The sequence below is a fragment of the Marinomonas sargassi genome (assembly GCF_025716875.1).
GTDB classification, from domain to species: domain Bacteria; phylum Pseudomonadota; class Gammaproteobacteria; order Pseudomonadales; family Marinomonadaceae; genus Marinomonas; species Marinomonas sargassi.
The window spans coordinates 216,981-242,005 of sequence record NZ_JAOVZB010000004.1 but is presented as its reverse complement, the minus strand read 5'-3'; the positions used below and the strand labels follow the sequence as shown (position 1 = coordinate 242,005).

The window sequence follows — 25,025 nt, the reverse complement described above, 5'->3', positions numbered from 1 at the left end:
TGGTCCTTGCAGTGGAGCATGATATATACAAAGCTATTATTGGCAGTTTTTTTACATTTTGGCAACAGTATGAAACTAAGGTTTACATTAATAAACTGAGTTTCATAGTGGGTATGGGAGCTTTTTTTACAGGTGATTAGGTGAAATTAACTCTAGTCTAAGGCTTTGTTATAAAAAGATTTTATAACTTTAAGGTCTTAATCAGAGGTCTTCTCTTTGTATTCACAAAGGTCTTCGATGATGCAAGCGTTGCATTTTGGCTTGCGAGCGACGCAGATGTAACGGCCATGGAGTATCATCCAGTGGTGAGCATCTAATAGAAACTCTTTTGGGACGAACTTAAGCAGCTTCATTTCCACTTCTAAAACGTTTTTTCCTGGCGCTACTTTTGTGCGATTACCAAAGCGGAAAATATGCGTATCAACCGCCATAGCCACTTGTCGAAATGCAGTATTAAGGACAACATTGGCTGTTTTACGGCCAACACCGGGAAGGGCTTCTAGCTCTTCACGGGTTTCAGGAACGACACTATTGTGCTTCTCAATTAGAATTTTGCATGTCTTAATGGCATTTTCTGCTTTGGCGTTAAATAGGCCAATGGTTTTAATATAGCCTTTTAAACCATCAACGCCCAGTTCGAGCATGCTTTTAGGAGTATTGGCGACAGGGAAGAGTTTACGTGTGGCCTTGTTAACACTCACGTCGGTTGCTTGAGCTGAAAACAAAACAGCAATTAACAGCTCAAATGGTGAGCTGTATTCTAATTCGGTAACAGGGTTTGGGTTTTCTGCTCGTAACCGAGAAAAGATTTCATGACGTTTTTGTTTATTCACACTCTTTGCCTTTTTATATCGACCTAGCTGGTGACTCGAACACGTTTAGACTCACTTGGGCCTGCTTTCGCCTTTTCTGCCGCGATGCGCTTTTTCTCTTGTTCATCTAAGTAATTTTTAAAGGCAATGATCAAACCTAAGCCGATAAAAGCACCGGGAGGAAGAATAGCAAAAAGTACATTAGGATAGTCTTCAAAAACCACCCATTTCCAATTCACAGCGGCTTCACCAAACAGTAAGTGCATGTCAGCAAATAGGGTACCTTGACCAATGAGCTCACGCATAGCACCCAATGCAACGAGAATAATGCCAAAGCCTATGCCCATCATGAAACCATCGATAGCGGACGGTAGGACAGGGTTACGGCTAGCAAATGCATCAGCGCGACCAAGAATCGCACAGTTAGTTACGATAAGAGGAATGAAAATCCCGAGAATCTGATACAGCTCGTAGGTATAAGCTTGCATGATCAATTCAATACAAGTGGTAAAAGAGGCGATGATCATCACAAAAGCAGGTAGTCGTACTGCGTCTGCGACATAGTTACGAATCAAGGATACGGCGATGTTTGAGCCAACCAATACGATAAGTGTGGCAAGTCCCAAACCTAAAGAGTTAACTACCGTGCTGGTAACCGCAAGCATAGGACATAAGCCAAGTAGTTGTACTAAGGCGGGGTTGTTCTTCCAAATGCCGTTATAAATGATCTCGGCATAATTGGTGGTTATTTTGGCTTCTTCGGCTTCTTCGGCTGCTTCGTTAGCTGTGCCTTCAGCAAGAGTATCGTTAGTTGCCATTTCAGCGCTCGCTTTCATGAAAATATCCTAACGCGCTAACAGCGACGTTTTGTTTTCTTCAAAATAGATAAGAGTGTTTTTTACTGCCAGTACGACGGCTCTTGGTGTAATGGTTGCACCAGTAAATTGATCAAAGTCGCCGCCATTCTTTTTTACTTCCCAACCTACTAATTTTGGGTTGTCTAAAGACTTATTGGTGAAGCTTAGTATCCATGGGGACTTTTGTAGATCCACTTTATCTCCAAGCCCGGGTGTTTCTTTATGGCTGATCACTCGGCTACCTGTGACTACGCCATTTTTATCGATAGCCACCAAAAGGTCCAAATTACCGTTGTAACCACCGGGTGCTGTTGTGGCAAAAATAATCCCAGTCACTTCATTGTTTTTACGGGCAATGTGGATTTTAGTACCGCTATCGCCACCTAGTAATGGGTCTGCTGCTAGCAGAGCGGTATCTATTGTTAAATCATTGTCGTACAAATTAGACGGTAGAATTTCATTAAAAGCCGCCACCTGAGCATTCAATATATTATTTTGAATAGTCGTCTTGGTAAATTGTTGAGTCACTGCAATAAGGCCAGCTGTCATCACAGCAAATAGACCTAAACCCAAGCTGTTACGGCGTATAGAGGCTAATATTTCCATTAGTTATCCTCCCCTATTTTAAGGCCAGTTTTGGCTTTCTTATGGCCATAAGTTCTAGGTTGGGTGTAGTAATCAATCAATGGTGCTGAGAAGTTCATTAACAACACACCAAACGCCACACCATCAGGGTAACCACCCCAAGTACGTATTATGTAGATCAACAATCCGATGCCAGCGCCATAAATCAACTTGCCCTTGTTACTGGTGCAAGAAGACACAGGGTCAGTAGCAATAAAGAAAGCACCAAACATAGCGGCACCCGTGGTGAGGTGAAACCAAGGTGTTGCAGCGTGGTTCATATCGAATAGATGAAAAACACCCGCTAGTGCAAATAAAGTGGCTAATAGGGCAACAGGCGTGTGCCAAGTGATGATACGCAACCAAAGGAGGCCGATGCCACCTGCTAGATAGGCAAGGTTCACCCACAACCAGCTGTTGATGCTGGCAGCCTGTAGGGCAGGAATGCTCGCAAAAGCCGCTTGGCTATCTAATGTGTCTTTATGTTTGAAACCATCCAGAGGCGTTGCCATGGTGTAGCTATCAATAGCAGGCAAACCAGAAAAAATGGCGTCTATGCTTTGTGAAAACGAAAGGATTTCATTGGCTGCTACTAAAGAACCAGCACCTAACCATTGGGTCATAGGTACAGGGAAAGAAACGAGCGCCATTGCATAGCCGACCATGGCTGGGTTAAATGGGTTATTGCCCAAACCGCCATAGAGTTGTTTACCAAAAATGATGCCCACACCAACCGCTGTCACGGTTACCCACCAAGGCACACTAGGGGGTAAGGCAATAGCCAATAAAACCGCTGTTAATAGGGCGCTGTAGTCTTTAAGGAAAAAGGCAACCGCACGACGGCGTATAGATAAAATAGCCGCTTCACAAGCAAGGGCTGTTAAGCCTGCAATGGCTAAGTTAATTAATACTCCCCAGCCAAATAGCCAAGTTTGGGCAATAATACCCGGCACAGTGGCGAGAATGACCATTTGCATTACCCAAGAGGTGCGTCGGCCTCCGCGTTGGGTGTGGGGTGATGAAATTCTCAATAATCCCATTTATTGACTCTCTTTTGCTTTAGCTTGCGCGTCAGTAAGCTGAGTTAGTAGCGCTTCTGCGTCGGCTTGTTTTTGTCTTGCTGCGTCAATGTCTTGTTGAATGCTAGACGCTGACTCAGGTTCGTTTGCCAATTGTTTGTTGAGCTTATTGATCTGAGCTTTTGCCATTGCCGCAGCGATTTTTTGTTTCTTTATCTTATCCGCAAGCTCTTCAAGCGATAGGGCGCTAAGATCTGAAGGCGACTTATCCTGCTCTTTGGTTTCACTCTGTGTTGCAGTTTGAACACTCTCTGGCATTTCATCAGAAGTAAGAGCATCTAATTTTTGTTGCGCTTCTTCGAGTTTCTTAGGCCATTCAGAAGAATTTATCTCTTCTTCTGATTTACCTTGTTCTTTCAATAGCTCTATATTCTTTTCTGCTTTCTTGATGCTGGCTTTGGCAATAGCGAGATCAATTTTTCGTTTTTTATCTTCATTAGCGTTGGAGGGTGCTGCAGGCGCAGCAACTTCTGCTTTAACCTCAGCTGGGTTAGCTAATGCTTTTTCAAGGTCATCGGCACGTTTTTGAGCTTCAACCAATTGCTGGCGAAGAATGTCTATTTCAGGTGCTTTTATTTCTTCCGCTTTCTTCAGTGCCTTTTCAACTTTCTTCACAGTTGCCTTGGCCATGGCAGCATCTATTTTTAATTTCTTTAGATCACCGACATTGGCTGCTAACGGAGCAGTGGCTTGAGTAGTCGATGTTTGAACTGCTGGGGCAGATAGTTTCTCAACCAGTTCTTGAGCGTCTTTGAGCTCATTTTCTAGTTTGCCAATTTGCTCTTTTAACCCTTGATCGTCAGGTGTTTCTGTTAGCTGTTTCTGAAGTTTCTTTAACTTCACCCCAGCCATAGCGGCACTGACTTTGGCCTTTTTCAAATCTGCAGCTGATGGTGCATTGGCAGCCGGTGCTGACTCTTTAGGTTCAGGCGTTGGCGCAGATAACTTCTCAACCAGAGCTTGTGCTGCTGTTAGGTCTTTCTCTAAATTGGCTATCTGATCTTGAACTGCCTGATCGTCGGGAGACTCGGCGAGTTGCTTCTGCAGCTTTTTCAGTTTGACGCCTATCATAGCTACATCGACTTTGGCTTTTTTCAGCTCAGCACTGACAGGTGTTTTTGCTGCTGGCGCTTTAGCTTCGGGCGCGGGCGCAGATAACTTCTCAACCAAAGCTTGCGCTGCGGATAAGTCTTTTTCTAGGCCTGATATTTGATCTTTTAATGCCTGATCATCAGGGGATTCTGTCGATTGCTTTTGTAGCTTCTTCAGCTTCACGTCTATCATAGCCACATCGACTTTGGCTTTTTTCAGTTCTGCACTGACAGGCGCTTTTGCTGCAGGCTCTTGAGCGTTAGATGCAGGAGCGGCAGATAATTTATCAACCAGAGCTTGTGCTGCACTCAACTCTTTTTCAAGGCTGCTGATTTTATCTTTTAACTCTGTGTCGTCAGGGGACTCTACAAGTTGCTTCTGCAGTTTTTTCAGTTTGACACCCGCAAGGGCAAGGTCAACTTTGGCTTTCTTCAACTCTGCGCTGACCGCTGGATTACTTTGAGCTGTTGAAGCGCTTGCTGCTGGTGCTTGTGCAGCCGTAACTTTCGCTAATTGCTCATCAAGTTGCTTAACTTGCTGCTCTTGCTCGGTGACTTGCAGCTGTAAAGCCTGAATGTCTTCAATATGCTCATTTTCTTGCGCTTCAAGCAACTGCTTTTGCAGTTTTTTCAGTTTAGTTTTCGCAATGGCAACATCCACTTTTAGCTTCTTAGCCTCAGCATTGGCGGCAGGGGCTGCACTAGCAGAAGCGGCTTTTGATGCGGCTTTAGTAGTGTCTGCGGCTTTTGCTGGTGCCGGAGCCTTACGAGCAAGACGTTTTGCTTCTTTCTCGGCGATTTCAGCTTCTTGACGCGCTTTTCTGGCTTCAAAGCGTTGCTTCGCTAGGTCTGATTTGACAGCCGCTTCACGAGCTTCACGGATACTGCTCTTAGTGTGGCGGTAGTACTGCACTAATGGAATGCTACTTGGGCATACATAGGAACAAGCACCACACTCGATGCAATCAAACAGGTTGTGGTGCTCAGCTTTTTCAAGCTCTTGGCTCTTACTGAACCACAAAAGTTGTTGTGGTAATAAGCTCGCAGGGCAGGCTTGCTCACACATGCCGCAGCGTATGCAGGCTTGTTCTGGGTCAGGCTCTGGCAACTCTTTTTTAGTCGCAGCGAGAATACAGTTGCTGGTTTTTACCACAGGCACAGCGGTGGAATCGAGTGTAAAGCCCATCATAGGGCCGCCCATAACCAATCTGTGTAGCTTCTTGTTGTTTGCTTCTGCGTAATCTAAAAGGTGGTCAACCGGTGTGCCTAGCAGTACTTCAACGTTTTGAGGCGCCTTTAAGGCATCCCCTGTCAAAGTAGTGAAACGAGAGATAAGTGGCTGACCTAGATAAATAGCATTGTGAACGGCCACACAGGTACCAACGTTTTGACATAAAACCCCAATGTCTGCAGGAAATTGACCACTCGGTACTTCTTGGCCTGTAATCAGCTGAATAAGCTGCTTCTCACCGCCAGAAGGGTATTTAGTCGGAACAACCGCCACTTGAATTTCGCTGCCCCGTTCGCTTAATAGCTCGTTTAGTTTAGCAATAGCCGTTGGCTTGTTGTCTTCAATACCAATAATGACTTGTTCTGCTTGTACTAAGTGCTGAAGTGCCTCAATACCGAGAATAAGCTCCAGTGTTTTTTCACGGATCAACATGTCATCGGCAGTAATGTAAGGCTCACATTCTGCGGCATTAATGATGAAATGTTTTAGGATGTTTTTTTGCGCACCTTGTAACTTAACTTGGGTAGGGAAGCCTGCACCACCCATACCCACAATACCCATCTTGGAAAGATAAGCTAATACGTCGGTTGGTGCTTCTTCTTGCCAATTATTGAGAGGCGAAAGAGGAATCCACTCTTCTTTGTTGTCTGGCTCAATGATGATACAGATATCGCTTAGCCCAGAAGGGTGAGCAATTGGACGACTTTCAATGCTGGTTACTATGCCAGACGTGGGGGCGTGTAGGTAACTGCTTAGAAAGCCATTGTTTACCGCTATGCTTTCGCCTTTTAGTACTTTATCGCCAGCTTTGACCAAAGGGCGAGAAGCTTGGCCAATGTGTTGACCTAAAGGCAAAATCAGCTCTTTAGGAAGACGAGGGCGTCCTAATGGCAGTTGTAAGGATTGCGCTTTGTTTTCTGGTGGGTGGATGCCGCCATGAAAAGAAAAGATATTAACGGCTTCCATTAGTGCAACACCTCCGAACTAGGCTCAGAAGTACGGTCAGTAGCAATAATGTTTAATGAACTATTAGTAATGCCTTGAGGTTTTTCCCAAGACCAAGTTTTTGTCGTCACGCCAACTTCTACCATATCAATACAATCTACAGGGCAAGGCTCAACACATAAGTCACAACCAGTACATTCATCCGAAATTACCGTGTGCATTTGCTTTGCTGCACCCAAAATGGCGTCAACAGGGCAAGCTTGAATACACTTGGTACAACCAATGCACTCGTCTTCTCGGATAACAGCAACACGGGTGGCAGTTTCTTCACCGTGATCACCATCGAGAGGGATGGCTTCAACGTCTAGTAAATCGGCTAACGCTTGGATAGTTGCTTGTCCACCCGGTGGGCAATGGTTGATAGCTTCACCGTTAGCAATCGCTTCAGCATAAGGGCGACAACCTGGGTGGCCACATTGACCACATTGGGTTTGTGGAAGTAGGGCATCGATCTGATCAACGATAGGGTCGCCTTCAACATGAAAGCGCACGTTGGCATAACCTAAAATCGCACCAAAAATTAAGGCGAGAATAACGAGGACGGCAATGGCTAATAGAATCGTAAACATAGTATTAGCCCTTTAAATCTGCACAAGGGCGCTGAAGCCCATGAAGGCAAGCGCCATAAGGCCAGCAGTGATCATACCAATGGCCGAGCCTTTGAAGACAACGGGAACATCGGCAACGTTAATGCGTTCGCGCATAGCAGCAAAAAGCACCAGTACGAAAGAGAAACCAACGGCCGCGCCGAAGCCATATAAGATAGATTCAACAAAGGCATTTTGCTTGCTGATATTTTGTAACGCCACACCCAATACAGCACAATTGGACGTGATAAGCGGTAAGAACACACCTAGTACTCTATAAAGTAGAGGGCTGGTTTTTCGCACTACCATTTCGGTGAACTGCACTACCACAGCAATCACCAGAATAAAGGAGATTGTCTGTAAGTATTCAAGGCCAAAAGGCTGGAGAATATAGGTAAACGTAAGGTAACTGCATAGGCTTGATAGAGTCAGTACAAAGGTCGTTGCCATGGCCATACCAATAGAGGTTTCTAGCTTGCCAGAAACCCCCATGAAAGGGCAAAGGCCCAAAAATTGAACCAGAACAAAATTGTTAACCAGTATGGTACTGACCAGTATCAAGAGATATTCAGTCATCTCACGTCCCAAAAATAAGTGTTTATTACGGAAAAATACGATGCAGAGTGGAGGTGCACCTCTAATGGCGACACTATACCAATCTGCTTATAACTAACAAAGCTAAAACTGATGTAAAACTAGTCCAATTAAGTATATAGATAATAGGTAAAAGTTATATGAGAATGATTTTTAATTGGTTTAGTTACTATTGTCTATATCAATAAGGGCTTATGGAGAAAACCAAAAGCCCTTATTTAATATACAGACTAGCTTACAAAAAGTGCGTAAGTTACATAATGCGTTGACCGGGTTTAGCACCGTCATGGGGTTCTAGTAGGTAAATCTCTTCACCACCGGGGCCTGCTGCTAATACCATGCCTTCCGATAAACCGAACTTCATTTTTCGAGGTGCTAAGTTGGCCACAAGAACCGTCAGCTTACCTTCCAAGTCTTCTGGCTTATAAGCAGACTTGATACCAGAGAACACAGTTCGAGTTTCACCACCAAGGTCGAGTGTCAGTTTAAGAAGCTTGTTGGCTTTTTCAACATGCTCGGCTTTTGCGATTAATGCCACACGAAGGTCAACTTTAGCAAAGTCATCAAAGCTGATTTCATCTGCAATGGGCTCTTTGCTTAACTCTGTTTCTACCGCTTCTTCTTTTACCGTATTGCCAGCGCTTGCTTGTGCTTCTAATTCCGCTTCTTGCTTACCTTCTTCGATCATGGCATCAATTTGCTTCTGATCGATACGGCCCATTAGCGGTTTAAACTTATTGATGGCCGTGCCAAATAAAAGTTCACTACGGTTTTCCCAAGTTAGTTCTTTATTTAGGAAAGCTTCTGCATCCGCCACCATGTTTGGCATAACAGGTTTTAAGTAAGTGGCTAGAATGCTGAATAGGTTTAGAGCGACAGAGCAAACTTCTTGTACTTTCGGTAAAGTTGCTTCGTCTTTTGCTAATACCCAAGGTGCTTGATCCGCAATGTAGGTGTTCGCCACATCCGCCAAACGCATAATTTCACGTACCGCTTTGCCGTATTCACGGTTCTCAAAATGCTCGGCAATAAGGTCACCAGCATCAATGAAAGACTGAATCATCTCTGCTTCACTGGCTTGTGCCGCAAGTTGGCCATCAAACTTCTTCGTAATGAAGCTGGCAGTACGGCTGGCAATATTGACTACCTTACCAACCACATCTGAGTTCACGCGCTGGATAAAGTCTTCTAAGTTAAGGTCAATGTCATCCACACTGGCATTTAGCTTCGCTGCAAAGTAGTAGCGTAAATACTGTGGGTCTAAATGGTTCAAGTAAGTGCGGGCTTTAATGAACGTACCGCGAGACTTAGACATTTTCTTGCCGTCTACCGTCACATAACCATGGGCATTAACTTTGGTTGGTGTGCGGTAGCCTGCGCAATCAAGCATGGCTGGCCAGAATAGAGCATGGAAATTAATGATGTCTTTACCTATGAAGTGGTAAAGCTCAGCATCAGAATCCTTCGCCCAGTAATCATCAAAGTTTAAGCCTTCCGTGCGTTCACATAAGTTTTGGAAGCTGGCCATGTAGCCAATAGGGGCATCTAGCCAAACGTAGAAATATTTACCCGGAGCATCTGGGATTTCAAAACCAAAGTAAGGTGCATCACGGCTGATATCCCATTCTTGTAAACCAGAATCTAGCCACTCAGCAAGCTTGTTGGCGACTTGGTCTTGTAATGTACCGCTGCGTGTCCACTCGGCTAGAAACTCTTGGAAATCAGGCAGTTTAAAAAAGTAATGCTCAGACTCTTTTTCAATCGGTGTCGCGCCAGAGTAAACAGAACGAGGGTCGATCATTTCCATTGGCGTGTAAGTCGCAGAACAGACTTCACAGTTATCGCCATACTGATCTTCCGCTTTACACTTAGGACAAGTGCCTTTTACAAAACGGTCAGCAAGGAACATTTCCTTTTCAGGGTCGTAGGCTTGGACAATAGAGCGAACGGATATCTTACCGTTGTCACGCAATGCTTTGTAAATGCTAGAGGAAATCTCACGGTTCTCTTCAGAATGCGTAGAATGGTAATTGTCATAACCAATTAAGAAGTCATTAAAGTCTGACATGTGCTCTTGGCGAACACCTTCGATAAGCTCTTCCGACGTAATGCCATTTTGCTCAGCCTTGATCATGATGGCTGTGCCATGGGCATCATCCGCACAAACCGCAGTACACAAGTGGCCACGCATTTTCTGAAAACGCACCCAAATGTCAGTTTGAATGTGTTCCAGCATGTGCCCTAAATGGATAGAACCATTAGCATAAGGAAGGGCGCTGGTGACTAATATTTTGCGTTGCGTTTGTGCCATTTTTGATAAGCCTGTTGGGTTTAAATAAGGTCGAATAATTATCCGCATTCCTGTATTGCCCTTGTGTATTGAGCAATTGAAATAGGGAGTGCTAATTAATGAAGGCGTAATTATAAGTCTCAGCTAGCTGTGTGCAAGGGCTAGGCTGGCTTTTCTTTGTGCGATTCATTAATACGTCTTTTGATCGTTTCATTAATCCGTCTTATGTTCGCTTACCTTGTAAGTATTCTAGGACGGTTTTGGTCGCGATACCCGCATGACTTTGGGCGCTTGCAACCAGATAAATAGGTACATCCTTTTTGCTGCCATACTCTAAATCGAGCTCTACTAGCTCACCATTTTCAAGTTCTGTTCTGATTTTGTCTTTTGGGATAAAACCAAAGCCTAACCCTGATTTAACCGCTAAAACGCTGCTAGAAAGGTGGGACACTGTCCAGCGCTGTTTGGCATCTAACCAGCCCGCGTCTTGATTGCGCTTAGCACCACTGTCCCGCACAACAATCTGTCGGTGAGTTTTAAGCAAGTCTTCATTTAAATAGGAGGCCTTTGCAAGTGGGTGGCTAGGGGCGACCACTAATGTACGGGTGATAGTTCGGTAGTTTTCTGAGAAAAAGCCGGGTGGTACGTGGGGGGTAATAACAATATCGGCGTCCCTTTGAATCAGAGCTTCGATTGTTCCTGATAGGGTTGTTTCTAGAATACGGATTCGAGTGTCAGGGTGTTTCGTGGAGAATAATTGCAGTGCTTTAAACACATCTTCCATAGAAGCCAATGCATCTACCGCGATAGTAACTTCATCTTGCCAGCCGCTAGCAAGGTATTGTGCAGCTTGGTCCAGTTGCAAGGCCTGCGCGAGTAATGTGGAGGCGTGACGGTACATGGATTCACCAAATTCCGTCAGTTCAGCTTTTCTTCCAGAGTGGTTGAAAATTGGAGAGGGAAGTCTCTGCTCCATTTTTGAAAGACTATAACTGACGGTGGACTGACTCTTGTTAAGTTGCTCTGCGGCTTTAGCAAAAGACCCTTCATCCACCACAGCTTTAAAAGTTGCCCATTGTTCTAATGTTATTTTGGGAATCATATATCTAAAATTTCGATCTATAGTGAGTGAAAAATGCGACATTCAATCGAAATTTATCTTTTAAACTCTGTTTATGCAATTAAATAATCATTAGGAGAAGATTAATGTCACAGAATATTTTAACGATTGAAGCGAGTTTGTTTGGCCAGCAGGGTGTATCAACGGAACTATTAAAAGTGCTTCAGGATCACTTGAGCTCACTTTTGCCTGAACCTGAATTGGTTACCCGAAATGTGATGGATGGCAGCTTGCCGCATTTTGATGGTAACACAATGGCCTCTATTGGTGAGGGGAAAGCGGAACTGGCTGATACCTTGATTGAAGAAGTGAAAGCGGCGGATTATTTACTGCTGGCGGCACCCATGTATAACTTCTCGGTTCCTAGCCAGTTGAAGTCTTGGTTTGATCATATTGCCCGTGCAGGCGTCACATTCCAATACACAGATGAAGGGCCTGTGGGCTTGTTAAGTGATAAGAAGGTGTACGTGGTACTGTCTTTTGGTGGTAAACATAAAGACCAAGTGACAGATACTCAATCTTCGTTCTTGAAAACTATGCTAGGTTTTATTGGCTTGAAGGATGTCGAATTTATCTATGCTGAAGGCTTAGCCATGGGCGATGAATCTAAGCAACAAAGCATTGCCAATGCCAAGCAGCAAATCATGGCGTTAACAGTGTAGGGGGCGGTTATGAAAACTAGAGAGCAATTAGAGCATGTATATGCAAGGTCTGCTTCTGATGGCGATGGGGTAAAGCTATTACGAGTGTTTGGTGGTGCCGCCCCAGAGCGATTTGATCCATTTCTATTGATGGATGAATTTGGGTCGAATCGAGCGGACGATTACATAGGAGGCTTTCCTCCTCACCCCCATCGTGGCTTTTCAACCATTACCTACATGCTGCAAGGGAAAATGGAACACCGCGACCACATGGGTAACGTCGGTCTATTAAACGATGGCGATGTGCAATACATGGTTGCTGGACGAGGAGTCATTCACTCCGAGATGCCAAAGCAAACCTCGGGCAAGATGCAGGGCTTCCAGTTATGGTTAAACTTGCCAGCGAGTAAGAAAATGCAGCCTGCCCATTACCAAGATATTCCCCATGACACTATGGCGCAATATGAGTTTGAAACGGCCTCTATAAAAGCCGTAGCTGGCTCCACTGAAGTTAATGGTAAAGCTGTTCAAGGGTATTTATCTGTGGAAGATACGCACATTTTACTCTTGGATGTTCGCTTGTTGGCTGGTGGGGAGATTAGGTTCCCAGTGGCACAAGGTCATAATTTGATGGCGTACCTTTATGAAGGGGAAGTGTCGTACTCTGGTTCATCTGATGTTGTGCAGCAGAACACATTGACTCGATTCAATACAGAAGGCGACCTTATAATTAGCAATAAATCTGACAAAGAATCGAAAGTGTTTGTGCTTGCGGGTCTTCCTATTAAAGAGCCTATTGCCCAGTACGGCCCTTATGTGATGAATACTCAAGCAGAACTTAGTCAAGCCATGCGTGATTATCAAAATGGTGTGTTAACTGACTAATTTAGAAGAAAAAACTTCCGACCTTGAATAATGTAGGAACCAAGATCAAGACAGGGTATTATTAGGCTCTCAATTTATACCTTGTCTTGGAGTTTTTCATGCCTACACCTCAACAACTACTCGCTAAATTAGCTCAGTTAGAAGACCAGAATACGGGTCATAGCTATGGTGAAAATGTGTGGGAGATTGTTCAAAATCAAGACACTTTCAATATCACCCTAACCTTAGGTTACCCATGCGAAGAGCAAAAGTCGGATTTGATTTCTCGCATTAAAACCGAGGTTGGAGATGACACTTCATTTGATTTAAACCTTGTGGCAGATATTGCCTCCCACAAAACCCAAGGCAACCTACCCGGCCTGAAAGGCGTGAAAAATGTGATTGCTGTGGCATCAGGTAAAGGCGGTGTGGGTAAATCGACCACCACAGTTAACCTTGCTCTAGCCATGGTAAAAGAAGGGGCGAAAGTCGGTATTCTCGATGCGGATATTTATGGCCCTAGCCAAGGCATGATGATGGGCTTTGCCGATGGCACTCGCCCACAGGTTCGTGATGAAAAGTTCTTTATCGCTCCGAAAGCTCACGGTGTTCAAGTCATGTCTATGGCATTTCTTACTACCCAAGACACACCAATGGCGTGGCGTGGTCCTATGGTAACAGGGGCGCTCATGCAAATCTTAAATCAAACTGCGTGGGAAGATTTGGACTACTTGTTTATTGATATGCCACCAGGCACAGGGGATATTCAATTAACCTTGGCGCAAAAAGTCCCTGTGGCAGGTTCAATCATTGTGACCACTCCACAAGATATTGCTTTGCTCGATGCACGCCGTGGCATTGAAATGTTCAACAAGGTGAAAATTCCCGTATTAGGTGTGGTAGAAAACATGTCTACTCACATTTGCTCTAACTGCGGTCATCAAGAAGCTATCTTTGGTGATGAGGGTGGAGCAGGTCTCGCCCAAGAGTTTGACGTTTGTGTGTTAGGCAAGTTGCCGCTTAGTATGTCTATTCGCCAATTGAGTGATGAAGGCAAACCGATTGTTGTTGCCTCACCTGAAAGTGATGTGACCAATAGTTATCAGTCGATTGCTCGTAAACTTGGTGCTACTCTAGCGTCCCAACAAGGTGATGAAGACAGTGGTGCCTTTGTGATGCCGACCATAAGTATGAGCGATGATTAATCACTGGCAGCATGAGCGATGATTAACTACTGAGACATTTTGTGCCAAGTAATTTGCTATAAAGTCATTCACCATAAAAATTGAAAGTAACAATGTAAGGAACCGAAATGCGTTTGTGCGACAGAGATATCATTTCCGCTTTAGATGAAGGGTCAATTGTTATTGAACCACGCCCAGATAACAGTGTTATCAGTGGTGTTTCTGTTGACCTGAGGCTAGGTAACTCCTTCCGTACTTTCCAAGGCCACACAGCACCATACCTTGATTTAAGCAATTCAAAAGCCGATTTAAGTAAGGTCATTGAATCTGTCATGGGGGATGAAATACTGATTGAAGATGGTCAGCCATTTTTCATCCACCCAGGTGAATTGGTATTAGGCGTCACGAAAGAGTCTGTGACCTTGCCTGATAACCTAGTGGGTTGGTTAGATGGTCGCTCATCACTGGCACGCTTAGGCTTAATGGTGCATGTGACGGCACACCGTATTGATCCCGGTTGGAGTGGTGGTATTGTGCTTGAGTTTTTAAATGGCGGCAAACTGCCCATTGCCCTGACGCCCGGTATGACCATTGGCGCGATCAATTTTGAGACCATGTCAGGTTCTGCGGATCGCCCTTATAACAAGCGTGATAATGCGAAATATAAGAACCAGAATTCGGCGGTTGGGAGTCGAATTTCGGGGGATAAGAATTAGGTTTTTGGTTTTTTTAGTTGTTTATAAGAAAGAGGCTTAGGCCTCTTTTTTTGTGGTTTTAAAAAGGTTTTTGAGGAATAAACAGTTCAAGTTCCATTTAAGGGCTTTGTTATAGGGAGCATTTTTCCGCCCTGCTGGGCGGGTAACTTTTATCCAGAGCCATAAAAGTAACCAAAAGGTCTCTTTGGTCAGAATCTTAACGCCTCATTATTGTTTTCTATATTTTTTATCTTCTAGGCGGTCTTTTACGTAAGGTGTTTAGTTTACCCTTGGTTAATTCCTTGCTTATTTTAAACACGGTAACCCGACTATCGAGCGGTCGTGCAATCAGGATTGCATCGAATGTTTTTTGTATGAGATGCTAGTTTTACTTCTTTGATTATATGTTGTGCTGGTGGTGTTTTTGAAAGTGCTTTGGTATTAATGAGTAAGGGAGTCAGTATAATAAATAACTTACAAGCTCGTTTTTCCTGTTTTCGAAATTGTTTATAACTTAAAAAGGTTATATCAAGTTAACTAGCTTATTTGGCCATTTTTGAAAGTGTGTGAACGCGCATACGCACTATTTAAAATGTTAGTACACTAAAGGAGTAATTCATAAAAATGATTGATTGGGGGTTTGATTCCGGCTTTATGCAAGCCTTGGTAATCTTGGTTATGTTGGGCCAAGTATTTGTCTCGGCAAAGATTGTGCTTCAAGCAAGTGGTGCGGAACAGTTTGTAAGAATGACTGCAGTTTCAGCGGGTCTACTTCTATTTTTAGGAAGTAAGGCTTTTGGTATTACATTTGCTGATTTAATGCTTATTGCCGTAACCGATGCGAGTCTATTAAAGGTGCTTAGTATTGCCACAATAATTCCAATAGTTGTTGGCATTATAGTCTCTCAAATAACTATTTCCGCCATGAATTCAGGGGAAGATTTTGCAATTAGAATAGTTTTGCTTATCAGTGTCCTCATGCTAACTCAAATTTCATACCTGAATTATTTTGTTCTCACAAAAACAAGTTTACCTCTTGATCAAGCTCTTTTACCCAATTTATGTTATTCACTGTCTGTATGTTTATGGGCTGTATTTAACTTTAAAGACTCCGGTCAGTTTCATGGCTATAACAGGTACTGACAAATTAGTTAACTACGCGCCTTTCAGGCGCCGGACGCAGCAAAGCTGTGCCGGTTATTGAAGCGTTAGTTTTTAAGGAAAGTTATGAGTGAAATTCCAGTTAATACGCTTGTACCTGTTGGGGTTGTTATTGCTGCCCTTATAGCGGGGGCATTCTCGTTTCTTAGTTTAGTTTTAACCAAAGAGCAGCAAATATCTCAATTACGACAGAACTGGATTGATGCACTACGAGATGATATTTCAAAGTACATTTCAGCTCTGGTCGCAACGGAAGAAATATATTGGGCTATAGAGCAGAAGCATGGAGATTCAGTGGATGTTTTAGCTCGTTCGATGGAGACAAAGGAAGAACATAAAGCACTTGCAATTGCCTATTCAAATATCATGATGCGTCTAAACCCTGATGATAAAAGCAAACACCAAAAAGATTTGCGTAATTGCCTCGTGCAATCAAAAAAACTTGCGAGTAAAGGTAAGTGGGAAGAGTCAGTAGAAATGGTTGATAACATTCGTGACTTTGCTCAACTGACGTTAAAAGAGGAGTGGGACAGAGTTAAGGTTGGTGAGCCTTCATTTGTTAACTCAAAAAGAGTTGGTGTAATTGGTGTAATCATCTCATTACTAGTTGCATGCCTTGTAATCTATAACGTTTCAGTGCCTTTAGAGGCGCATCTAATTAAAAACTAACAAACTGTTCAAAAGGGGGTAGCAACGTATAGCATTTTCACTATGCGTTGGTTTTAGTGTTTAAAATAAATCGGGTCAGAGTAAAATTAGCTTTGTAATTCGACGAAAAATTATTAGGGCTTACACCCTTTAAGCCCTTTAAGCCCTTTAAGCCCTTTAAGCCCTTTAAGCCCTTTAAGCCCTTTAAGCCCTTTAAGCCCTTTAAGCCCTTTAATTACCTAGCTTTGGTGGTTATTATTCTGCCCATTCAAATTACCTCTAGTGTTGTTTTTTATGCGTTTGTTAAAGTCGTCTGTTCACCCAAGTATTGAGTCCCTTGATTCGCCTTCTTTTTTGCGTCTTGCTGCCCGTGGCATTGTGATAAGGGGTGAGGATATTCTGATGCTGTATACCCAGCGTTATGATGATTACACTTTGCCGGGTGGGGGAATTGATGAAGGTGAGAATCCGGTAGAACAAATTAAACTAGGCCATGCACCTCTCAAAGCCAGTAAATCCGTGCATTTAGCTATTTTCTCAGATTTTCTTGGTGATCTTTTCTATACTGAATTCATGTTTTCTCAAGGAAGAGGAAGTGAGTGATGTCTACCCCAAGAACCCAGCAAGTGTGTTTGTCCGATACCCCTTACTACCATTGTGTCTCAAGATGCGTTCGCCGTGCCTTTTTATGTGGTGAAGACCCAATAAATGGCGCCAGTTACGAACACAGACGGGGTTGGGTGGAAAACCGTTTATTGTTTCTCTCCAGTGTCTTTTCAATTGATATTTGTGCTTATGCTGTGATGAGTAACCACCTTCATGTTGTGTTGCATGTCGATGCAGAAAAAGCCAAATCATGGTCAACCTTAGAAGTGTTGAAACGTTGGCATCAACTTCATAAAGGCACTTTGTTTACTCAACAATACGTAAAAGGAGAAACCTTACCTGATTACGCTGTAACCTTAGCCGAAGTCTCCGCCAAAACCTATAGGGAACGGCTGATGGACATCAGCTGGTTTATGAAAGAGTTGAATGAACCCATTGCTAGAAGAGCTAATTTTGAAGACGGTTGCACAGGGCATTTTTGGGAAGGGCGCTTTAAGTCTCAAGCCTTATTAGACGAAGCAGCTCTAATGGCCTGCATGGCGTATGTTGATCTAAACCCACTACGAGCAAACATGACTAAAACACCAGAAGACTCTGAATTTACTAGCATTAAGAAACGAGTAACTTCTGCCAAAGGTAAGCATCAACCAAAAGCCTTATCTCCTTTTGTTGGCAACCCAAAGAAAGATATGCCCAATGGCTTACCATTCAAACTCACCGATTATCTTGAGCTGGTGGACTTAACTGGGCGAATCATAAGAAATGACAAGCGAGGTGCTATTGATGCCTCCTTATTACCTATTCTGCAACGCTTAAATATTTCTTCTGACAACTGGCTATGTATCGCCACAGAGTTTGAAAAAAGAACAGGGAGCGTTGTTGGCCAAGAACAGTCCATCGATCATTATTGTGACTCACATCACCGACACCGAAAGCCGAATAAAAAATGCACTAAGTTACTCGCTTAGTTATAACGAGAACAACCGTTAAAACACAATTATAACCGAGAATGATCTTCGGGGATTCAGAGTGGTTCTTATTCGTCAAACAGTCCTCATTAGTTCAAATCTTAAAGCCAGATCGTCATATAAAGTGACAATCTATAAGACACAGTTTTCCAAGGTGATTCTACGGCAAGATATGCTGTTCATTGTGTTTTAAGTGATAGTTCTGTTATTTTACTGAAGTTAGGGTTTTATTGGCTTTGAGAGGTGCATGGCCTAGTTAATTTCGTTAATTGATTTTGGTTTTAGGGCTCTAGATATCAACTGCGCAATGCTTGTAATAGAAAATCGATCAACACTTTCGTTCGTTTAGGAAGATATTTAGGCTGCTGATAAATAAGATATTTATTCAAACGAGGTAATTCACTTTCACACTCAAACTGCAGCAAACTCCCCTCTTTTAGTTGAGATTCACAAATAGAACGTGGCAATAAAGCAGCCCCAATGCCGAGTAAACAAAGTGATAATGATTGACTAATCTCTGTGGTTTTAATCATTGTCTGTCGATAAGAAAATGGGCATAAAGTAAGTGGATCGTGCAAGGTTAAGTGATTCCAATCTTTAATAGGTAAATTTATCGATATCCACTCTTTTGTTGCCACAAGAATCATATCTGTGGGATCTAACTCCCTTGCGACTAAGTCTTTACTCACAGGGCTTTTGCCACGGATCGCAATATCTATTCTATTCTCAGCTAAGTCTAAGACCTGATCACTGAATATTAATTCAAGATGGATCTCTGGATAATGTTTTTGAAAGTCCATCAGTGTCGTTAAGAAATGCTGATTAGGTAGCGTGGCAGGTAACGCTAAACGTATTTCCCCTTTTAACTTTGATCCAATATCCAAAGCTTCATCTGCATCTTCAAAGGCACTTAATGTTTGCCGACAAGCAGCCAAATATTGTAGGCCTTCAGCAGTGAGTGAAACATTGCGATTATTGCGCTGAAACAAACGCACACCCAACTGTTTTTCTAGCTCTATTATACGCGCGCTGACGGTTGCTCTGGGTTGGTCAAGTTGTCGAGCAGCGGCTGAAAAATTGAGATGCTCGGCGACCAATACGAAAGTTTTAAAAGGGGAAAGTAAGTTCATTGTCAAAAAATCTTATACATAGTGTCCACACTATACCGTATAGATGGCGATAAATACTATCTATAAACTGGCCATCAATCACAAACCAAGGAGATACTCGATATGAAACAACTACATAAATCAATTTTTTTATTGGCTGTGAGCGTTTATTCAACGCTGAGCTTAAGTCAACAGCTGGATATAAAGTGGCTAGGTGGCCCCACTTTATTAATAGAGTTTGGCACCATTCAGTTGCTTACTGATCCGATGCTTGGACAAGGGGATAAAGCTTTCAAAATGGCAGATCCTAATGAAAACTTTGACCTTAGCAAAGGCCCAACCATTAAAGACCATGCACGCATAGGCGCTCTGCCTGACTTCAATCAAGGTAATATTGATGTAGTACTTATTGGCCATACACATGAGGATCACTTTGACCAAGTAGCGCAAAAAGAATTATCTAAAACACTCCCGTTGATATCCCCCGAGAGCGACGCAACACTAATTAAAGGGCTTGGTTTTAGTAATCACATTCCTTTAACTTGGGGAAAAAGTTGGGATGTTAGCGAAGGCGATTATCATATTAAGATAACTGCCATTCCTGCCTACCACACTGAAAACCATGCACTAGAAGAAGTGATAGGTCATGGTAATGGTTATTGGCTTGAATTTACCCATCAAGACTGGAAGCGATCTGTTTATTGGATGGGAGATTCATTCTTAACCCCCGAATTGCTGAGCCTGTTAACTAAATATGATAACCCCGATCTTTTTATCCCACATGTTGGCCGAGTGGGCACGACAGGACCTCTTGGGCAATTATCGATGGGCGCCGATGATGTCATAGACGCCATTAAATATTTAAAACCTAAACGTACTTTACCTAGTCATCACTCCACCTATGCACTTTACCTAGAGCCAATTAGTGTATTAATCGATAAAGCACAGGTACACAATGTTGCGGTCGATGTCATCGCAGAAGGCAGTTGGGTAAGCTACCGGTAAATAATTTAAAAATCCCGTTGTTGGTCTTTTCCTTGGGCATTAATCGAGCCCGAGGAAATATGATATAGAAGTTTTTGTCAATCCAGATAAACGGCATGAATCTGTTGTAGATAGAGTTATACATAATAAGAATAAATCGGGTCAGAGTAAAATTAATCCTGTAATACGGCGAAAAGTTATTAGGGCTTGTATCTCTTAAGTCCTTTAATTACCTACCTTTGGTGGTTATTATTCTGCCCATTAATAAATCGGGTCAGAGTAAAATTAGATCTGTAATTTGGTGGAAAATTATTAGGGCTTGTATCTCTTAAGCCCTTTAATTACCTAGTTTTGGTTCTTATTATTGTGCCCATTCAAATTATCTCTAGTGTTGTTCCTTTGTGTGTCTTTAAAAGTCGTCTATCCATCCAAGTGTTGAATTCCTTAGCCATTTAAACCTTTCTATAAAAAAATCCTCACCTTTATTAATCAATAATATTAATGCCTTCGGAGCCGTTAGTTAGGTTTTTATTTTTAAAAATGTGATCACTTTCGATCAGTTTTAATTGATTGCTGTGCCCTTTGACTTTAGCTAAGGTGTTTTTGTCGAATATTTATTAAAAGGGGAAATGTATATGTTAAGAAATAAAATGATTACTAAATTCTTTCTTGTTTTATTTGGTGCTTGTGTAATGGGAAGTGCTTACGGTTCGAGTGTTATTGAACCTGTATATCCTACTAGTAAGCCTTCGTTACCATTTACTCCAGGTATTAAATTGTCTAATGGTATGCTGTTTGTATCGGGGCATATCCCTTATGTAAATGGTGAAATTCCTGAGTACGCTCGTGACGGTAAGGATGACATGGCAGATCAGGCTAAGATCGTCATGGAGGGGTTGAGGGCTGTTTTGGATAAAGCGGGTTATACCTTTGATGATGCTGTGAAGGTAACTGTTTTTATGACAGACATTAAAAACTATGGCGCTTTTAATAAGGTATACGCGACATACTGGCCTGGCGATAAAATACCACCAGCGCGTGAAGCGATTGAAATCGGTGCATTACCTGGTGGTAAACCTGGTGCAGAAGTCTTAGTTGAAGTGTCGTTGATCGCGGCCAAATAAAGCGCCCACTATATTGCTAAAAGCTAAGAAAACCATGCTGATTATCAAGCTGTTAATGCTTTCTTAGTTTTTAGCAATACCTTTCAAATACCCTCTCTTATTCGTTAAAACAGGTGATTTAGTAATTTAACTAGAGAAGCAATCTATAGTCCTTTAACTACCTAGCTTTGGTGGTTATTATTCTGCCTATTTAAATTACCTCTAGTGTTGTTCTTTTATGCGTTTGTTGAAGTCGTCTATCCACCCCAGTATTGAGTCCCTTGATTTGCCTTCCTTTTTACGCCTTGCTGCCCGTGGCATTGTGTTAAGGGGGGAAGAGATTCTGATGTTGTATACCCAGCGTTACGATGATTACACTTTGCCGGGTGGGGGGATTGATGAAGGTGAGAATCCGGTAGAGGGTTTGATTCGTGAGCTAGCAGAAGAGACGGGGGCGCAGAATATTCACAATATTGCTGAGTTTGGTTTGTATGAAGAGTTTCGCCCTTGGTATAAAGAAAACGCGGATATTATGCAGATGAAGTCTTATTGTTATACCTGTGATATTGATGAGGCGTTAGGGGAAACTAGCCTAGAAGACTACGAGATGAAAAATGGTATGAAGGCGGTGTGGATGAATATTCACGATGCCATTCAGCATAATCTCGATACGATTAAAAACAGTGATAAGAAAGGTATGTCGATTGAGCGGGAGACCTTTTTATTGTGCTTGATTCGAGATGAGTTAATCGCGGTTTAGCTTTGTCTTTATTTAACTTTGTCATAGCCATAATGTTTATTATGGCTTTACCTTGTCATGCTTTAACCTAGCTTTAGGTTGTCCATAATGGCGACTTTATCATCAATCAGTTCGCTCTCTTTCTCAGCCTTTTCTACCTTATTATCACTTGAGTTGCCGTTAAACTTACCGCCCGGTTCAATCGTCAGGTTATCGCTGTAAATGGTACCAGTAATGTGACCAGAGCTCAGAATCTCGACGAATTTAGCATGGCAAGTGCCCTCAAATGTTCCGTTGATGATAAGTCTTTCCGTGGTGATTTCTCCCACCACATAACCAGAGCGGCTAATTCTCAGTAGTTTAGAGGCTTCAATTTGGCCTTCTACATGGCCGTCAATTTGTAACGCATTGGCTACTTGGATATGGCCGTTAACTGTGCAACCCTCTGCGATGAGTGTGGTCGCTTTAGGCTGACTCTGGATTCTATTTTTCCCACCAAAGATTCCCATTCTATTCCCCTTACGCTGTTAAATATGGAGTCGAAGTTATCGACGTTCCATTCAATAAATGGTTTTGGGTCTAATGCCCGTTTTAAAAATCTGACCTCATAATGAAGGTGCGGACCAGACGATAATCCGCTGGAGCCAGAATAGGCGATCAGGTCGCCTTTTCTGACAAAGTCGCCTTTCTTGACGGCAAATTTGCTTAAGTGTGAGTAAGAGGTAGTAAAGCCATAGGCGTGTAAAACATTAATAAAGTTGCCTGAGCCTTTGTCGCTTGGACGAGTGATTTCAATCACGCCATCGGCTGGAGCATAAACTGGAGTGCCTGTGTTGACGGCAAAATCCTGACCGCGATGGAACTTCAGAATGCCTGTGACAGGGTGTTTTCTTTTACCATAGCCTGACGATGTTCTAGCGTCTTTTACAGGAGAGCCGCTAGGTATTTGGTTCAGCATGCTGACGCGGATGGAAGTGTTAATAGTGGCGATGTCGAGGCGAGACTCTAATTGGCTGTCATTCGCACTGTCCATATCTAAGAGGTTTTCGAGGTCTTGTAGCTTGTCTGATACAAGCTGTATACGCTCTTCACGGGCTGAAAGGTCGGTTTCTAAGCGAGTTTTTAGGGTGGTTAAAGACTCAATTTCTTTACTCAGTGACGTCGACTTATGCTCAAGTTCAATTTGCTTTATTTTGGCAAATTCCGCTTCATGCAATAAGTAATAAATGGCAGTACCCATAGCGACTAAAGCAAGAAAAACCGTATAGCAAAACACTTTCAAGGTGAAACGTGTTTTCTTGCCTAGGTTAAATTGTTTGGTTCCTTGAATGGAAGAAACCGATATGGTGACCTTGTCTCTCATGGTGTTTTATTTGATCCTACTGAATCTAAGAGTGCCATTTTAGCGGTGTTTGCTTGAAGCAAAAACCAAAGCCCGTATATTAAATGATTGTTTAATGAAAAAATCAAAAATGAACCTGACTCTTTACGTACTATTTTACCTGCTTTGTCTGAATCTTATCACTTTTATTTTCTATGGTTTGGATAAGTGGCTAGCTATAAAACACTGGCGCAGAATTAGCGAGTTGACCTTACATACATTATCTTTTTTCGGTGGCTGGATAGGTGCCTTGTGTGCTCAAAAACTGTTTCGCCATAAAACTATAAAGAAGCGATTTCGTGTGTATTTCTGGATAACCGTGTCAATGAACATCCTTTTGGCGGCCATGGTCACCTATTTAACCTTCAAAGTTTAAAAAGTGTCTTTAAAGGATGACTTTTTCTTAGTGCTTTATTGAGCGTCGTGTTGCTTACAGGTAGTATTTACCACTAATGATAAGTCAGTAAATACGCTTTAATGTTATAGCGTTCAACGATTTACTTTCCTCAAGAAGATTTCCATCGTACCTTTTGGTTATTGGACTTCACCAAAAAAATTACAGGCCAAGTAGCGCAGTGCTTTTTATCTGACACTGCTTGGCACCATTATTTATATAGGAAACAAAAATGGCGGCTTTTGGTAGCGTATTTATGCCTAAAATGGCGTTAGCAACATTTGCAAACAATAACTGGAGTGAATCAAGTTTAGTTTCTTCAGATAGTATCCAACTTCACCCAGGTGCTCACGTTTTACATTATTCAAGTACTTGTTTTGAGGGCTTAAAAGCTTTCCGTCACGAAGATGGCAGTGTGCATGTGTTTCGTATGGAACAGAATATTAAACGTCTTGCACAGAGTAGCCGCTTGTTGTTTTTGCCAGAAATTGATGAAGCGCAAACCTCTAAGATGATTCTAGATGCTGTTGCCGAGTTTGCGACAGACGTACCAGAACCACCGGGTTCTATGTACATTCGCCCAACGCATGTGGGCACCGAAGCAGCGGTAGGTAAAGCGGCTGCACCAAGTGCAACTTCTTTGCTGTACGTATTGTTGTCTCCAGTAGGTGATTACTTCACAGGCGGAGCAAAAGCACTTAGGTTGCTACTAGATGAAACAGGAATGCGTTGTGCGCCTCACATGGGAATGATCAAAAGTGGTGGTAACTATGCCAGTGCACTAGGGCCAATCGCTAAAGCGAAAGAGGAAGTTCAAGCGGATCAAATTTTGTTCTGTCCAAACGGCGATGTACAAGAAACGGGTGCGGCTAACTTCTTGTTAATTGATGGCAACGAAATCATCACTAAAGGCTTGGATTCTAGCTTCTTGCACGGTGTGACACGTTCTTCTATTCTAACGCTGGCTGCTGATATGGGCATGACAGTAAGCGAGCGCGACATTACTGTGGATGAGTTATTGGAGCGTGCCGCTAAGCCGGGTGTTGAAGCGGTTCTTTCTGGAACAGCTGCGGTATTAACTTCAGTGGGCACTTTTATTCATAACGAGAAAGAGTACAAAGTAGGTTCGGGAGAGCCTGGGCCAGTTGCAGATAAGCTTCGCCAAGCATTGAATGACATTCAATGGGGCAAAGCGGAAGATAAGCACGGTTGGTTAACGAAAGTCGTTTAATCAATAAAACGTTATAAAAAAAGGGAG

Annotated in this window: 25 protein-coding genes; 13 read left to right on the top strand and 12 right to left on the bottom strand. The window is 42.8% G+C overall.

Annotated features, from left to right (window positions below; translation table 11 throughout):
• Positions 1-197: 197 nt before the first annotated feature.
• The 9 genes from nth to OFY17_RS10060 all read right to left on the bottom strand — a co-directional run bounded on the left by nth (position 198) and on the right by OFY17_RS10060 (position 11,272).
• A complete protein-coding gene (nth, locus tag OFY17_RS10100; protein ID WP_263530609.1) occupies positions 198-833 on the bottom strand; it encodes an endonuclease III in 636 nt (211 codons plus the stop codon).
• Positions 834-856: 23 nt separating this feature from the next.
• Complete coding sequence (locus tag OFY17_RS10095; RefSeq protein WP_263530608.1) at positions 857-1,648, bottom strand: electron transport complex subunit E; 792 nt, start codon at positions 1,646-1,648, stop codon at positions 857-859.
• Positions 1,649-1,657: 9 nt separating this feature from the next.
• Positions 1,658-2,275 carry an electron transport complex subunit RsxG gene (gene rsxG / locus OFY17_RS10090; RefSeq protein WP_263530607.1) on the bottom strand — a complete coding sequence of 206 codons (618 nt, stop codon included), beginning with the start codon at positions 2,273-2,275 and terminating at the stop codon, positions 1,658-1,660.
• Positions 2,275-3,333 (bottom strand): electron transport complex subunit RsxD, encoded by a 1,059-nt coding sequence (gene rsxD / locus OFY17_RS10085; protein WP_263530606.1) that lies wholly within the window; start codon positions 3,331-3,333, stop codon positions 2,275-2,277. The genes rsxG and rsxD overlap by 1 nt, the downstream gene beginning before the upstream one ends.
• Positions 3,334-6,660, bottom strand: a complete 3,327-nt coding sequence (rsxC, locus tag OFY17_RS10080; RefSeq protein WP_263530605.1) for an electron transport complex subunit RsxC — start codon at positions 6,658-6,660, stop codon at positions 3,334-3,336.
• Positions 6,660-7,268 carry an electron transport complex subunit RsxB gene (rsxB, locus tag OFY17_RS10075; RefSeq protein WP_263530604.1) on the bottom strand — a complete coding sequence of 203 codons (609 nt, stop codon included), beginning with the start codon at positions 7,266-7,268 and terminating at the stop codon, positions 6,660-6,662. The genes rsxC and rsxB overlap by 1 nt, the downstream gene beginning before the upstream one ends.
• Before the next feature lie 12 nt (positions 7,269-7,280).
• Positions 7,281-7,862 (bottom strand): electron transport complex subunit RsxA, encoded by a 582-nt coding sequence (gene rsxA, locus OFY17_RS10070; RefSeq protein WP_263530603.1) that lies wholly within the window; start codon positions 7,860-7,862, stop codon positions 7,281-7,283.
• A 271-nt stretch (positions 7,863-8,133) separates the two neighbouring features.
• Positions 8,134-10,191, bottom strand: coding sequence for a methionine--tRNA ligase (gene metG, locus OFY17_RS10065; RefSeq protein WP_263530742.1), 2,058 nt, complete (start codon positions 10,189-10,191; stop codon positions 8,134-8,136).
• Between the two features lie 202 nt (positions 10,192-10,393).
• Positions 10,394-11,272, bottom strand: a complete 879-nt coding sequence (locus OFY17_RS10060; RefSeq protein WP_263530602.1) for a LysR family transcriptional regulator — start codon at positions 11,270-11,272, stop codon at positions 10,394-10,396.
• A gap of 104 nt (positions 11,273-11,376) precedes the next feature.
• Here OFY17_RS10060 and OFY17_RS10055 point away from each other — a divergent pair, with 104 nt between their 5' ends.
• From OFY17_RS10055 to OFY17_RS10020, 8 genes are all read left to right on the top strand, one after another.
• Positions 11,377-11,952, top strand: coding sequence for an FMN-dependent NADH-azoreductase (locus OFY17_RS10055; RefSeq protein ID WP_263530601.1), 576 nt, complete (start codon positions 11,377-11,379; stop codon positions 11,950-11,952).
• Between the two features lie 9 nt (positions 11,953-11,961).
• A complete protein-coding gene (locus OFY17_RS10050) occupies positions 11,962-12,816 on the top strand; it encodes a pirin family protein (protein WP_263530600.1) in 855 nt (284 codons plus the stop codon).
• Positions 12,817-12,914: 98 nt separating this feature from the next.
• Positions 12,915-14,000, top strand: a complete 1,086-nt coding sequence (gene apbC / locus OFY17_RS10045; RefSeq protein WP_263530599.1) for an iron-sulfur cluster carrier protein ApbC — start codon at positions 12,915-12,917, stop codon at positions 13,998-14,000.
• Positions 14,001-14,107: 107 nt separating this feature from the next.
• On the top strand, positions 14,108-14,695 hold the full coding sequence (dcd, locus tag OFY17_RS10040) for a dCTP deaminase (RefSeq protein ID WP_263530598.1): 588 nt from the start codon (positions 14,108-14,110) through the stop codon (positions 14,693-14,695).
• A gap of 603 nt (positions 14,696-15,298) precedes the next feature.
• Positions 15,299-15,817 (top strand): hypothetical protein, encoded by a 519-nt coding sequence (locus tag OFY17_RS10035; RefSeq protein ID WP_263530597.1) that lies wholly within the window; start codon positions 15,299-15,301, stop codon positions 15,815-15,817.
• Between the two features lie 84 nt (positions 15,818-15,901).
• Complete coding sequence (locus OFY17_RS10030; RefSeq protein ID WP_263530596.1) at positions 15,902-16,504, top strand: hypothetical protein; 603 nt, start codon at positions 15,902-15,904, stop codon at positions 16,502-16,504.
• Positions 16,505-16,777: 273 nt separating this feature from the next.
• Positions 16,778-17,086, top strand: a complete 309-nt coding sequence (locus OFY17_RS10025; RefSeq protein ID WP_263530595.1) for an NUDIX hydrolase — start codon at positions 16,778-16,780, stop codon at positions 17,084-17,086.
• A complete protein-coding gene (locus OFY17_RS10020) occupies positions 17,086-18,057 on the top strand; it encodes a transposase (RefSeq protein WP_263530594.1) in 972 nt (323 codons plus the stop codon). Before OFY17_RS10025 ends, OFY17_RS10020 begins: the two co-directional genes overlap by 1 nt.
• 296 nt (positions 18,058-18,353) lie before the next feature.
• Here the strand turns inward: OFY17_RS10020 and OFY17_RS10015 are convergent, their stop codons facing one another.
• Positions 18,354-19,187 carry a LysR family transcriptional regulator gene (locus tag OFY17_RS10015; RefSeq protein WP_263530593.1) on the bottom strand — a complete coding sequence of 278 codons (834 nt, stop codon included), beginning with the start codon at positions 19,185-19,187 and terminating at the stop codon, positions 18,354-18,356.
• 102 nt (positions 19,188-19,289) lie between these two features.
• On the opposite strand from OFY17_RS10015, the gene OFY17_RS10010 reads away from it, so the two are divergent.
• The 3 genes from OFY17_RS10010 (at position 19,290) to OFY17_RS10000 (ending at position 22,013) form a co-directional block, all read left to right on the top strand.
• On the top strand, positions 19,290-20,171 hold the full coding sequence (locus OFY17_RS10010; protein ID WP_263530592.1) for an MBL fold metallo-hydrolase: 882 nt from the start codon (positions 19,290-19,292) through the stop codon (positions 20,169-20,171).
• A gap of 614 nt (positions 20,172-20,785) precedes the next feature.
• Positions 20,786-21,274, top strand: coding sequence for a RidA family protein (locus tag OFY17_RS10005; RefSeq protein WP_263530591.1), 489 nt, complete (start codon positions 20,786-20,788; stop codon positions 21,272-21,274).
• Between the two features lie 217 nt (positions 21,275-21,491).
• Positions 21,492-22,013 carry an NUDIX hydrolase gene (locus OFY17_RS10000; RefSeq protein ID WP_263530590.1) on the top strand — a complete coding sequence of 174 codons (522 nt, stop codon included), beginning with the start codon at positions 21,492-21,494 and terminating at the stop codon, positions 22,011-22,013.
• A 62-nt stretch (positions 22,014-22,075) separates the two neighbouring features.
• Here the strand turns inward: OFY17_RS10000 and OFY17_RS09995 are convergent, their stop codons facing one another.
• Positions 22,076-22,501: a bactofilin family protein gene (locus OFY17_RS09995; protein ID WP_263530589.1), complete on the bottom strand. Its 426-nt coding sequence runs from the start codon at positions 22,499-22,501 to the stop codon at positions 22,076-22,078.
• The gene (locus OFY17_RS09990; RefSeq protein ID WP_263530588.1) at positions 22,405-23,355 is read right to left on the bottom strand and encodes a M23 family metallopeptidase; all 951 of its coding nucleotides are present in this window, start codon (positions 23,353-23,355) and stop codon (positions 22,405-22,407) included. The genes OFY17_RS09995 and OFY17_RS09990 overlap by 97 nt, the downstream gene beginning before the upstream one ends.
• 94 nt (positions 23,356-23,449) lie before the next feature.
• Between OFY17_RS09990 and OFY17_RS09985 the strand changes: the two genes are divergently transcribed.
• Positions 23,450-23,749, top strand: a complete 300-nt coding sequence (locus OFY17_RS09985; protein ID WP_318013671.1) for a DUF1294 domain-containing protein — start codon at positions 23,450-23,452, stop codon at positions 23,747-23,749.
• A 250-nt stretch (positions 23,750-23,999) separates the two neighbouring features.
• The gene (locus OFY17_RS09980; protein ID WP_263530587.1) at positions 24,000-24,998 is read left to right on the top strand and encodes a branched-chain amino acid aminotransferase; all 999 of its coding nucleotides are present in this window, start codon (positions 24,000-24,002) and stop codon (positions 24,996-24,998) included.
• The last annotated feature ends 27 nt before the right edge of the window (positions 24,999-25,025 follow it).